This window comes from Natronorubrum daqingense (assembly GCF_001971705.1).
Classification (GTDB): domain Archaea; phylum Halobacteriota; class Halobacteria; order Halobacteriales; family Natrialbaceae; genus Natronorubrum; species Natronorubrum daqingense.
This window is the reverse complement of record NZ_CP019327.1, coordinates 935,548-948,753: the sequence shown is the minus strand read 5'-3', so window position 1 is coordinate 948,753 and position 13,206 is coordinate 935,548. Positions and strand designations below refer to the sequence as shown.

General features: G+C 61.7%; 11 protein-coding genes. 8 read left to right on the top strand and 3 right to left on the bottom strand.

From position 1 onward, the window contains the following. Nucleotides 1-42: 42 nt before the first annotated feature. On the bottom strand, nt 43-489 hold the full coding sequence (locus BB347_RS04640; protein WP_076577929.1) for a UPF0179 family protein: 447 nt from the start codon (nt 487-489) through the stop codon (nt 43-45). 87 nt (nt 490-576) lie between these two features. Further along, nucleotides 577-999, bottom strand: a complete 423-nt coding sequence (locus BB347_RS04635; protein WP_076577931.1) for a DUF5820 family protein — start codon at nt 997-999, stop codon at nt 577-579. A 608-nt stretch (nt 1,000-1,607) separates the two neighbouring features. On the opposite strand from BB347_RS04635, the gene BB347_RS04630 reads away from it, so the two are divergent. From BB347_RS04630 to BB347_RS04605, 6 genes are all read left to right on the top strand, one after another. After that, a complete protein-coding gene (locus BB347_RS04630) occupies nt 1,608-3,680 on the top strand; it encodes a PrkA family serine protein kinase (protein ID WP_076577933.1) in 2,073 nt (690 codons plus the stop codon). Nucleotide 3,681: 1 nt separating this feature from the next. After that, nucleotides 3,682-5,967: a PrkA family serine protein kinase gene (locus tag BB347_RS04625; RefSeq protein WP_076577935.1), complete on the top strand. Its 2,286-nt coding sequence runs from the start codon at nt 3,682-3,684 to the stop codon at nt 5,965-5,967. Beyond that, nucleotides 5,958-7,289: a YeaH/YhbH family protein gene (locus tag BB347_RS04620; RefSeq protein WP_076577937.1), complete on the top strand. Its 1,332-nt coding sequence runs from the start codon at nt 5,958-5,960 to the stop codon at nt 7,287-7,289. The genes BB347_RS04625 and BB347_RS04620 overlap by 10 nt, the downstream gene beginning before the upstream one ends. 35 nt (nt 7,290-7,324) lie before the next feature. Beyond that, complete coding sequence (locus tag BB347_RS04615) at nt 7,325-9,358, top strand: SpoVR family protein (RefSeq protein WP_076577939.1); 2,034 nt, start codon at nt 7,325-7,327, stop codon at nt 9,356-9,358. A 77-nt stretch (nt 9,359-9,435) separates the two neighbouring features. Continuing rightward, nucleotides 9,436-10,485, top strand: a complete 1,050-nt coding sequence (locus BB347_RS04610; RefSeq protein ID WP_076577941.1) for a HEAT repeat domain-containing protein — start codon at nt 9,436-9,438, stop codon at nt 10,483-10,485. A gap of 62 nt (nt 10,486-10,547) precedes the next feature. Then, entirely contained in the window at nt 10,548-10,952 is a 405-nt protein-coding gene (locus BB347_RS04605; protein WP_076577943.1) for a secondary thiamine-phosphate synthase enzyme YjbQ, read from the top strand. A gap of 49 nt (nt 10,953-11,001) precedes the next feature. Here BB347_RS04605 and BB347_RS04600 read toward each other — a convergent pair whose 3' ends face one another. Then, nucleotides 11,002-11,661 (bottom strand): glycerophosphodiester phosphodiesterase, encoded by a 660-nt coding sequence (locus BB347_RS04600; RefSeq protein WP_076577945.1) that lies wholly within the window; start codon nt 11,659-11,661, stop codon nt 11,002-11,004. A gap of 297 nt (nt 11,662-11,958) precedes the next feature. On the opposite strand from BB347_RS04600, the gene BB347_RS04595 reads away from it, so the two are divergent. After that, on the top strand, nt 11,959-12,408 hold the full coding sequence (locus tag BB347_RS04595; protein WP_076577947.1) for a response regulator: 450 nt from the start codon (nt 11,959-11,961) through the stop codon (nt 12,406-12,408). A 69-nt stretch (nt 12,409-12,477) separates the two neighbouring features. Beyond that, on the top strand, nt 12,478-13,197 hold the full coding sequence (locus BB347_RS04590) for an SDR family oxidoreductase (RefSeq protein ID WP_076577950.1): 720 nt from the start codon (nt 12,478-12,480) through the stop codon (nt 13,195-13,197). Nucleotides 13,198-13,206: the final 9 nt, after the last annotated feature.

Below are 13,206 nucleotides of genomic sequence, written 5' to 3'. Positions count from 1 at the left end.
ACCACCGAGTCGATTGGATTCGGCGGGAGACGAGTGACGAGATTACTCGTCCGTCTCGAGTTCGACTAACTCGAGCGATCGGTCGAGATGGCAGACGTCGTGTGGTGCGTCGCCGTGAATTTCTTTGATCCGGTACTCCTCGTCGAACTCGAGACCGTCGGGTTCACAGAACTCGTGGGAGGGACACTCGACGTACGGACAGGGGCCGGAGAGACTCGCCTTGCTGCCGGCGAATGCCCCTTTGGATGGGATGGTTGCGCGGACCGACGCGGGTTCGACCTCGACGGCGCGAACGCCTCCGTCGTGCATCGCACACTCCAGAGTCTGTGCGTTCTCTCGGATGGCCGTGACGCGGTATTTCGTCTCCGGCTGGAGGTTCAAACACTGGCTTCGGTACGGACAGCCCGCACAGCCATCGGCTTCGCCGTGATAGACGAATTCGGTTCCCGGCTCGGCGAGGCGGGTCCCGAGGAGGGTAACGGTCGACATACGTCGTCGTTGGTGGTGGTGGCGGTTAAGACTCACGTCCTTCGCTGGAACCGATCAACTCCCCACCCGACTCCTCCAGTCGGCGTCCTACCCTTCGTCGACGAGTTCGTCTAACCGCTCGAAGTACGTCTCTCGAGGGACCTGATACAACTCGCGATAGTCGACGGCTCCGGCGTCGAATTTCGTGGCGAGTTCGAGCGTGTGCTCGAGGGCGTCGTCTCTGTTCGCGAATCGTTCCGTCGTCGCCGAGACGTCGGGCTCGAGGTAGAGGGTAACGTACCAATCGTCGTCGGCGTGATTGGCCGGGTTGGTTCCAGGGCGTCGGGTCCGTGCGCCGTGGGTGAGGTACAGCGTCGGGAGGCAGGCCGGCGGAAAGTCGTCGCCGTTGAACACGTCCGGTCGGTACGCGAGGACGAGTCGGCCGTCGTCCCCCCGATTCCAGACGTTCCACTCGGAAGGGAGTGACGCGAGTGGCGTCTCTGCGTCTTCCGCCGATGGCGAGTTCGTCATTAGTGGCCGTACGTGCGCCCCGCCTAAATTCTCGTCGTCGAGTCGTGAACACCAGTCCTCGAGTCGTGAGCGCCGGCACCGACGACAGCGGTCGCGTCGAGCGCGCGCGACCGACTCCGGCAGTTGCAGGGAGATAACTTATTCGCCGAATTGGCTAACTGTCCGTATGGTGGCAGAAAATGCGGTATAATTCACCACTACCGGTAGGGAAAGTTATTCTGGTAAATACCTTTTGGGGCCAAAGCTAAGTACCTAGATTACTCACTCATTAAATACTATCGGTATCCGCTCACCGGACCGATCCACTCTGCGCTCGTCCCCGACGCAGCGTCGTTCGAAGCAACACGTGCTTCGTGTGCGATGTCGAGTGGTACGAGAAAACACATGACACGACACGGTAGCCCCTCAGTGCAGTGCTCCCCGCTCCCAGCCCACGTCGCTCGAGGAGCGAGTAGAGAACGGACGCGATGTGCTGTCGCCGGTGAGGCGACCGAGCGGACCCGGACGAATTGGTTCCGTCGAAACCGATGGCAACCGCTACCGACTCCGAGCACTCGGCGCGAGGAGAGCCGATGCAGACGGGGGAGAGAACAACTGGCAATGATACCATGACCGGCGATATCGAGACACTCGAGACGCTCAGCACGGATTACAAGGAATCGATGCCCGAAGACCTGCGGGAAACCAAGCCCTTCGATTGGTACCTCGAGGAGTGTTACGACGATCCACAGATCACTCGGAACGCTCACCAGCGGGTCGCGGACATGTTCGACTACTACGGCACGACGTACGACGAGACCGAGGGTGTCGTCGAGTACCAACTCGCCAGCGAAGATCCACTGGGCGACGGTGAGAACACGTTCTACGGGAACGTCATCCACCACTCGATTCACGAGTTCGTGAACAAAGTCAAATCGGGCGCCCGTCGATTGGGTCCCGAGCGCCGAATCAAGCTATTACTCGGCCCCGTCGGCTCCGGGAAGTCCCACTTCGACAAGCAGGTCCGCAAGTACTTCGAAGACTACACGCTTCGCGAAGCGGGTCGAATGTACACCTTCCGGTGGACGAACCTCTGTGACGTCATCGTCGATCAAGACCCCGCCGACGACGTCGTCCGTTCGCCGATGAATCAGGACCCACTCGTCCTCTTGCCACTCGAGCAACGCCAGCGGGTGATCGACGATCTGAACGAACGACTCGATGCGCCCTACACCATCCAGAACGAGCAGGCGCTCGACCCCGAGAGCGAGTTCTACATGGACCGGCTGTTGGCCTACTACGACGACGACCTAAAGCAGGTTCTCGAGAACCACGTCGAGATCGTCCGCCTCGTCGCCGACGAGAACAAACGACAGGGCCTCGAGACGTTCGAGCCAAAGGACAAGAAGAACCAGGACGAGACGGAACTGACGGGCGACGTCAACTACTCGAAGATCGCCATCTACGGGGAAAGCGACCCGCGCGCGTTCGATTACTCGGGGGCGTTCTGTAACGCGAACCGAGGCATCTTCAGCGGCGAGGAGTTGCTGAAGCTTCAACGGGAGTTCCTCTACGACTTCCTGCACGCCACGCAAGAGCAGACGATCAAGCCGAAGAACAACCCCCGGATCGACATCGACCAGGTGATCGTCGGGCGAACGAACATGCCCGAGTACAAAGACAAGAAGGGCGACGAAAAGATGGAGGCGTTCAACGACCGCACCAAGCGGATCGACTTCCCGTACGTCCTCAGCTACGAGGACGAGGCCAGTATCTACGAGAAGATGCTGAACAACGCCGACGTCCCGGACATCAACGTCGAGCCACACACCCTCGAGATGGCGGGTCTCTTCGGCGTCCTCACGCGGGTGGAAGAGCCCGACACCGAGACGGTCGACCTGCTCTCGAAGGCGAAAGCCTACAACGGCGAAATCGACGAGGGCGACGACATCGACAGCAAGAAGCTGCGCGAAGAAGCCGAGCAAAAGGCCGAAATCGGCGAGGGAATGGTCGGCGTCTCGCCCCGGTTCATCGGGGACGAAATCGCCGAGGCGATCATGGACTCCAAACACCGCAGCCGGGGCTTCCTCTCGCCACTCACGGTGTTCAACTTCTTCGAGGAGAACTTGGAGCACCACGGGTCGATTCCCGAGGAGAACTTCGAGCAGTACTACCGCTACCTCGAGACGGTTCGCGAGGAGTACAAGGAGCGAGCCATCGAGGACGTTCGCCACGCGCTGGCCTACGACATCGACGAGATCCAGCGCCAGGGCGAGAAGTACATGGACCACGTGATGGCCTACATCGACGACGACACGATCGAAGACAGCCTGACGGGTCGCGAGCAAGAACCCGACGAGACCTTCCTCCGAAGCGTCGAGGAGAAACTCGACGTGCCGGAAGACCGAAAGGAAGACTTCCGCCAGGAGGTTTCGAACTGGGTTTCCCGCCGGGCTCGCGAGGGCGAGGCCTTCAACCCGCAGGACAACGAGCGCCTGCGCCGCGCACTCGAGCGCAAGCTCTGGGAGGACAAGAAGCACAACATCAACTTCTCCGCGCTGGTGAGCGCCAACGAGTTCGACGACGACGAGCGGTCGGCGTGGATCGACGCCCTGATCGAACAGGGCTACTCCGAGGGCGGCGCGAAGGAAGTGCTCGAGTTCGCCGGCGCGGAGGTCGCCAAAGCAGAGATGGAAGACTAACATGACCGGAAACGACTACGTCACCGAGGCCGACCGCACGTTAGAAGAGACCTACGAGGAGCCGATGGGTCTCGCGGCGTACGTCGATCGAATCTTCGAGAACCCGACGATCGCCTCCCACGCGTCGAAGTACCTGCTCGAGGCGATCGAAGCCGCGGGCACGCGAACCGTCGTCGAGGAGGGCGAAGAGAAGGAGCGCTACCGTTTCTTCGACGATCCCCACAACGACGGCGAGCACGCCATCCTCGGGAACACCGAGGTACTCAACCGGTTCGTCGACGACCTGAGATCGATCGCGGCCGGCCGGGCGAAAGACGAGAAGATCATCTGGTTCGAGGGACCGACCGCGACCGGAAAATCCGAACTCAAGCGGTGTCTGGTCAACGGTCTCCGAGAGTACTCGAAGACGCCCGAAGGTCGTCGATACACGGTCGAGTGGAACGTCGTCTCGGGCGAGGCCGGCGACCGCGGACTGAGCTACGGCGGCGACACGGCGGCTGGCGACGAGCAGTACTGGTACGAAAGCCCCGTGCAGGCGCACCCGCTGTCGGTGTTCCCCGAGGAGATCCGAGCCGATCTCCTCGCGGACCTGAACGAACGAATCGAGGACCACGTTCCGATCCGCGTCGACACCGCCCTCGATCCGTTCTCTCGAGAGGCCTACGACTACCTCGAGGAACGCTACCGGCGCGCGGGTGAAGACGCCCTGTTCTCCGCGATCACCGACGACGATCACCTCCGGGTGAAAAACTACGTCGTCGACGTGGGCCAAGGCGTCGGCGTCCTCCACTCCGAAGACGAGGGGCAGCCGAAGGAGCGACTCGTCGGTTCGTGGATGCACGGCATGGTCCAGGAACTCGACTCGCGCGGGCGAAAGAACCCGCAGGCCTTTAGCTACGACGGCGTCCTCTCGCAGGGCAACGGCGTACTGACGATCGTCGAGGACGCGGCCCAACACGCCGATTTGCTCCAGAAACTGTTGAACGTACCCGACGAACAGTCGGTCAAACTGGACAAGGGGATCGGAATGGACGTCGACACGCAGATGGTCATCATCTCGAATCCCGACCTCGAGGCCCAACTCAACCAACACGCCGACAGAAACGGGATGGACCCACTCAAAGCGCTCAAACGCCGTCTCGACAAACACCAGTTCGGCTACCTGACGAACCTCAGCCTCGAGTGTGAACTCATCCACCGCGAGTTGACCAACGAGACCGAAATCTGGGACGCAGAGAGCTACGACGAACTCGAGGACCGAATCCGGGAACCCGTGACGGTGACGCTCAGAGATCAGGACGGGCAGACACGAACCGAGGAGTTCGCGCCGCACGCCATCGAGGCGGCCGCCCTCTACGCGGTAGCGACGCGACTCGACGAGGAGAACTTGCCCAACGGCCTCGACCTGGTCGACAAGGCGTTGATCTACGATCAGGGGTACCTTCAGGAGGGCGATACCCGTCGCGAGAAAGATGACTTCGAGTTCGACGACGACAACCACGACGGCGAGCACGGGATTCCCGTCACCTACACGAGGGATACCCTCGCCGAACTCGTCCAGACCGAACGTGACCGTCACCATCCCGAATTCCCCGTCGAGAACGTCGTCATGCCTCGAGACGTGTTGAACACGATGGCGGAGGGGCTCTCCGACGCACCCGTTTTCTCGACGGGCGAGCGTTCGGAGTTCGAAAACCGAATCGTGCCGGTGAAAAACTACATCTTCGACCGACAGGAGAGCGACGTCATCGAGGCGATCATGTTCGAAAAGCGCGTCGACGAGGAGACCGTCGCCGAGTACGTCGAACAGGTCTACGCCTGGGAGACCGACGAACCCCTGCACAACGACCGCGGCGAACGCGTCGAACCCGATCCGCTGAAGATGAAACTCTTCGAGATCGAACACCTCGGTCGGTTCTCGGAGGCCGAATACGAGGGGAACTTGCCGCGAGAGAGCGTTCGAAACTTCCGCCGCGAGAAGGTCATCACGTCGCTCAATCGACACGCCTGGGAGCACCGCGACGAGGACTTCGCCGTCGAGGACGTCGATCTCACGGCGATTCCGGTGATCAACTCGGTCCTCGAGAGCCACGACTGGGAGGACGTGCGCCGAACCTTCGAGGACTTCGACCCGCGTCAGTGGGACGATCCGCCGAGCGGGACGGAGACGGCTGCGATCAAAGCCCAAACGATCGAGACGATGGTCGACCAGTTCGCGTACTCCCCGGCGTCAGCCGAGTTGACCAGCAGACACGTTATGGGACAGGTGAGCTACCGATGGGACTGAGAGACGACCTCGAGCGATTCCGTGAAGTGGGCGAAAAGCGCCGCGAAGATCTGGCCGATTTCATCCAGTACGGCGACCTCGCCGGTGGGAAGGAGTCGATCCAGATTCCGGTGAAAATCGTCTCGCTGCCCGAATTCGAGTACGACCAATTCGACAAGGGCGGTATCGGCCAGGGCGACGGTGACACGCCCGACGTGGGCCAGCCGGTCGGCCAGCCACAGCCACAACCGGGCGACGGCGACGGCGACGGTGACGACGGCGAACCCGGCGAGGAGGGAAGCGACCACGAGTACTACGAGATGGATCCCGAGGAGTTCGCACAGGAACTCGACGAGGAACTAGGTCTCGATCTGGATCCGAAGGGGAAAACCGTCGTCGAGGAGAAGGAAGGGCCCTTCACCGACATGACCCGAACGGGTCCCGACAGCACGCTCGACTTCGAGCGGATGTTCAAGGAGGGCCTCAAGCGCAAACTCGCGATGGACTTCGACGAGGAGTTCCTCCGGGAGGTTTGCAAGGTCGAGGGAATCACGCCTCGAGCGGTCTTCGAGTGGGCTCGCGGCGAAAGCCTCCCCGTCTCGATGGCCTGGATCGAAGAGGCCCACAGCGAAATTCCCGACGAGGAGCGCGGGACGTGGGCCTCCATCGAGGAGGTCGAGGAAAACGTCGAGCGCGAGAGCGTCCAGCAGAAGATTCGCCGTGAAGGGATCAAGCACGTCCCGTTCCGACGCGAGGACGAACGCTACCGCTACCCCGAGATCATCGAGGAGAAAGAGAAGAACGTCGTCGTCGTCAACATCCGCGACGTTTCGGGCTCGATGCGCGAGAAGAAACGCGAACTCGTCGAGCGAACGTTCACGCCGCTGGATTGGTACCTCCAGGGGAAGTACGACAACGCCGAGTTCGTCTACATCGCCCACGACGCCGAGGCCTGGGCCGTCGAGCGCGACGACTTCTTCGGCATCAGAAGCGGCGGCGGCACGAAAATCTCGAGCGCGTACGAACTCGCGGACGAGCTCTTAGCGGAGTACCCCTGGAGCGACTGGAATCGCTACGTCTTCGCCGCTGGCGACTCCGAGAACTCGAGTAACGACACGGGAGAGCGAGTTATTCCGCTGATGGAGGAAATCGACGCGAACCTCCACGCGTACGTCGAGACCCAGCCCTCGGGCAACGCGATCAACGCGACCCACGCCGAGGAACTCGAGCGACACTTCGGCACCGACGCCGACGACGTCGCGGTGGCGTACGTCAACAGCAAAGACGACGTCACCGACGCGATTTACGAGATTCTCTCGACGGAGAGTGAGGACGATGACTGAGAGCGGACTCGCACGACACAACCACGGTGGTGTCCATGAGTAAGACAAACTCCAACGCGGATCGCTTCCGCAAACAGGCGATCGCAAGTGACCTCGAGGAACCGGTTTCGGAAGCCAGAAACTTGGCCGAGAAACTCGGCCTCGAGCCGTATCCGGTCAAGTACTGGATCATCGACTACGACGAGATGAACGAACTCATCGCCTACGGCGGGTTCCAGAATCGGTACCCACACTGGCGCTGGGGAATGCAGTACGACCGCCAGCAAAAGCAAGGCCAGTACGGGGGCGGCAAGGCCTTCGAAATCGTCAACAACGACAACCCGGCCCACGCGTTCCTCCAGGAGTCGAACACAGTTGCGGATCAGAAGGCCGTCATCACCCACGTCGAAGCCCACTCCGATTTCTTCGCGAACAACGAGTGGTTCGGGCTGTTCACCAGCGGCCGGACGGACGAGCAGGTCAACGCCGCGGGGATGTTGGCCCGTCACGCGCGAGCCATCGACGAGTACATGGCCGATCCCGACATCGACCGCGCGGAAGTCGAGAAGTGGATCGACCACTGTCTCTCACTCGAGGACAACATCGACCAACACCAGGTCTTCGTGCGGCGACTCGAGGTGGACGGACCGGCGGACGACCTCGAGGACCTCGACGACGACCTCGCGGAGAAGGTGGCCGAACTCGACCTCTCCGAGGAAATCAAAGGTGAGGTGTTCGACGAGGAGTGGCTCGAGAAACTCGAGGCGGGCGAAGAGTCCGTGACGTTCCCCGAAGAGCCCCAGAAGGACGTGCTCGCGTTCGTGCGCGAACACGGGAAACAGTACGACGACGAGGCGGGTCGCGCCCTCGAGATGACCGAGTGGCAACGCGACATCCTGGATATGATGCGCGCCGAGGCGTACTATTTCGCCGCCCAGAAGATGACGAAGGTGATGAACGAGGGGTGGGCGGCCTACTGGGAGTCGACGATGATGACCGACGAGGGCTTCGCCGGCGACGACGAGTTCCTCAACTACGCCGATCACATGGCGAAGGTGTTGTCCTCGGGCGGGCTCAATCCCTACAGCCTCGGGATGGAACTCTGGGAGTACGTCGAGAACCGAACGAACCGACGCGAGGTGCTCGAGCACCTCCTTCGAATCGAGGGTATCTCGTGGCGAAACCTGATGGACGTCGTCGATTTCGACGAGGTCCGGGCCGCGCTCGAGCCACCCGCTGCGCTCGCGACGATCACGCCGGAGACGCTCGAGGACCTCGCGGACGTGCCGGACGACTACGTCGACCACGAGGCCCTCGAGGCTGCACGGGCGGGCGAAATCGACGTCGAGCGCTATCCCTGGAAGGTGCTCACCACCGAGGGGTTGGCCCGACGCCACTACTCGCTGCTCAAGCGCCAACACCGCGGCTTTCTGACTCGAGTCAGTCAGAACGACGTGGAACAGATCGGCCGCTACCTCTTCGACGACGCCCGCTACGAGTCCGTCGAGGAGGCGCTCGCGGACGTCGACTTCTCGGCCGGCTGGAATCGGATGTACGACATTCGCGAGAGCCACAACGACGTGACGTTCCTCGACGAATTCCTCACGGAGGAGTTCATCACGGAGAACAACTACTTCACGTACGAACACTCGAAGGCGACCGGGCAGTACCACGTCGCGAGCGACGCCGCCGATGACGTCAAGAAGAAGCTCCTGTTGCAGTTCACCAACTTCGGCAAGCCGACCATCGCGGTCTACGACGGCAACTACAACAACGCGAACGAACTGCTCCTCGGCCACCAGTACAACGGCGTGATGCTCGACCTCGGGAAGGCTCGAGAAACCCTCAAGCGGATATTCGAGCTGTGGGGGCGTCCGGTGAACTTGCAGACGATCGTCAAGGAGGTCAACGAACACGACGTCGAAGTGGCGAAACGACGGAACCGAGAGCCGGAACCGGAAGAGCGTGGGAAGTTGCTTCGCTACGACGGCGAGGAGGTAACCGTCGAAGACCTCCCCTGGGAGGAAGTCGATCATCTCGCTGCAGACGACGTCGACTACGATACGAAACCGGACGAGTGGCTCGCGTAGCGGATATTTTCACGTCCATGGGCTCGCAGTAAACACTCGGAACGCTTTTGACCCTAATTACCAATACTGAGAACAGCATGGATGGGGAAGGGGTCGGATCGCTCGACCAACGACAAGCCACTGGCTCGCCGTTCGACGTGCCGGCCGTTCTCGCACAGCTAGATAGACGCGATCCGGCCGAACAGCGCGTCGCCGTCGAGACAATTCGGGAGACGATTGCGGACGAACCCCGCGCCTGCGTCCCGACGGTCCCGAAACTCAGAGCACTCCTCGAGCAAGACCCACTCGAGTACCACGAGACGGTCGCGTACTGTCTCGCCGAACTCGCAGCGGAGTTCCCAGCAGACGTCGCACCGTCCGTCGAGGAACTCGTTACCTTCGCCGGCGAGCACCCGACCGCGTCCGCGACGGGGGAGGTGCTTCGCTGTCTCGAGGCGGTAGCACGCGAACAGCCAGCGACTGTCTCCGACTACGTGGCATCGATAGCCGACGTGATCGACGAGCGACCCGGATACGACGAGTGGGGGCTCCGTCTGGTACGGCACGTTTCTCACTCGAACCCGGTTGCAACCACACGAGCGGTCCCGGTACTCCTGGATGCCCTCGAGGCGGACCCGGAAGCAACCGGTACGCAGATCCTCCCGGTATTCGGTCGACTCGCACGCGCGGGCCAGCTAGCACCGGCGTGTGAATCGAACGCGAACGACTCGAGTTTCGAGTCGCTTCTCGAGGAGACGACTCCGCTCCTCGACCACGACGTGGATGCGCTCAGACGAAACGCGATCGGCTGTCTGGCTGACGTCGCCACCCACTCTCCGACTGCTGTCACGCCACCCTCACCCGCGCTCGTGGGTGCACTCGACTCGACTGATCCACAGACACGGGCGAACGCGGCCGTCGTCTTCGCTCGCGTCGCGATGGAGACGAACGTCATTCCCGAGAACGCACGCGATCCACTGATCGGCGCACTCGCCACCGATCACGAGCGCGTCCGATCGAACGCGTGCGTCGCACTCGGCTACGGTCGCGTCGAAACTGCGAGTGATCGACTCGAGACATTAGCACACGACGACCCGGAACCGAGTGTCCGCGAACGGGCCGAGTGGGCACTCGAGCGACTCTCCTGAAACGATCGTCGGTCGACGCGGGGAGCGAAACTGGATAGGGTGTCCGTCGCGTGGTCTCGCGTATGGGTATCGAGACGATCACTATCGAGACCGACGCTCGATTGACGACGGTCGACGTGACCGATCAGATCGCGAGCGTCGTCCCAGACGACCTCGAGTCCGGGACGGTCACGGCGTTCGTCGCGCACACGACGGCCGGACTCCTCGTCCAGGAGAACGAACCGCGATTGCGAGAAGACATCGAAGACTTTCTGCGCGACCTCGTTCCTGACGAGGGCCACGCTCACGACCGACTCGACGGGAACGCAGATTCTCATCTGCGGGCGGCGATGATCGGGCCGGACGTGACGATTCCCGTCGAAAACGGCGACCTCGTTCTCGGCACCTGGCAGTCAATCCTGTTCGTCGAGTGTGACGGCCCGCGGACGCGTTCGCTCACGGTCGCGCTAACGCCTCACGCGAAGTGACAGCATCGATCTCACCTCCAAGCGATGGTCCGTCACACGGATGCCCGCCTCAGACGCGAATCGGGCGGTCTGCCGAGACGCAATCGACGCCGCGAAACTCGAGGAGTGTTGCCGTAGTCCGGCGCTCGAGCGACCACGCGTGAACCTCGAGGTCGACCGCCTTCGCTCGCGGAACGATGGTGGTCGTGAGACACCGCCAGTAGTTCGCACCGATGACGTCACAGTCCAGTTCGATCGCGGTCGTGACAGGGGTTTCGAGGCGGCGACTGGCCAGCAAGCCCGTCGGCTGCTCGCGGTCGAGTTCGCGAATTGCTCGAAGCTCCGGTGCCAAAAACGAGGTCGTCACGACGCGATTGTCGACCGATTCGATCGCCTCGAGGACGTCGGCCGCGATGTCGAGTTCTTTCATCTCGAGGTTGACTTCGACGCGCGAGGGCAACGCCTCGAGGAGTTCCTCGAGCGTCGGCACGCGCTCGCCGGACTCGAGGACGGTCTGGGTTTTGAGTTCCTCGAGTGACTGGTCGGCGACCGCGCCGACGCCGCCGGTAACCCGATCGATCGTCTCGTCGTGGATGACGACGAGTTCTCCCGACCCACACCGACGAACGTCGAACTCGACTGCATCCGCGCACTCGGCCGCAGATTGAATCGCGGCGATCGTATTTTCCGGAGCCGTCGCGGCAAATCCTCGATGTGCGATCAAACGCATTCACTGGCACAACGACGGCGACCGATTTCAGTGTCTCGCATCGTGACAGTTACACCGCACTTTCTGAGCACGGTCTCGAGTCACGGTCGGTATCGGCGGGACCGCTCAAATCCGCATCGCTCGCTTGAGACGAATTCAGGACTTTCAGCTGCTTAGCCGCTTGTACCAACCAGGCTCGATTTCGACCCAAACGTTGTAGTAGCCACTCTTAAATGGGTGCCACATATAGTAGGGTTCAGTTACGGATCGAATGGTCTCTATTGGGTCAGGAAGGCGCGACGTCGGGTGGGGGTATATATGACTAGTCGAACCGAGGACGTGGTCGAAATCTTGCTCGTCGAAGACAATCCGGGGGATGTTCGGCTGACGAAGGAAGCGCTGGTCCAGCTTTCGATCGAGACAACGACGCACGTCGCGATCGACGGCGACGAGGCACTCCAGTTCCTCTCGAGACGAAACCGGTCAGACACGGAATCGCTTCCCGATATCGTTCTGTTAGATCTCAATTTGCCTCGAATGGGTGGGCTCGAGGTACTCGAGGCGTTGGCGGACGAGTCGCTACTCGCTCGCATTCCGGTTGTCGTTCTCACGAGTTCCGACACGACGGAAGACATCGTCGAAAGTTACGAACTCGCCGCGAACGCCTACTTGACAAAGCCGACGGATCCGACCGAATACACGGAGATGGTCGAAGCACTCGCTCACTTTTGGTTCGAACAGGCTGCACTCCCCCCGATGAGTCCGTAATCGGCGTGGCGCTTCGACGCGACCGGCGACCACCCGAGCAATCATTATCGTGGTCGTGGAAGCGAGCGTATGGCTCCGTCCGAGTTTTCAGTCGACTTCGACGAGCGGGTCGCAATCGTGACGGGTGCGAGCGGTGCACTCGGTAGTGCTGTCGTCGAGCGATTCGATGACGCGGGGGCGACCGTCTGTGCCGTCGATGTCGTCGCCCCCGACGGTGAAGACAGTCACCTCGAGATCACCGACGACGTCCACTTCTACGAGGGCGATCTCACCGACGAAGCCGACGTCGAGCGCCTCGTCTCCGACATCGTCGACGATCACGGCCGGATCGACCACTTGCTCAACATCGCCGGCACCTGGCGCGGTGGCGATCCGATCGAGGACACCGACCTCGAGGAGTTCGAACTGCTCGTGAACGTCAACCTACAGACGGCGTTTCTGGCGTCGAAACACGCATTGCCACATCTCCAGGAGACCGAGGGATCGATCGTCAGCGTCAGTGCGCGTTCGTCGCTCGAGGGTGGCGAAGGGGACGGCCCCTACCGAATTACGAAAGCCGGCATTCGGCTGCTCACCGAAACCATCGCCGAGGAGAACACGGGAACCGTTCGCGCGAATGCCGTGATGCCGAGCGTAATCGACACGCCGATGAACCGCGAGATGATGTCGGACTCGGACCACGACGAGTGGGTCGATCCGTCGGACATCGCCGACGTGATGGCATTTCTCTGTAGCGACGGGGCGTCGGTGACGAGTGGCGCTGCTGTGCCAGTGTACGGAGCGGCCTAAAAAATACAG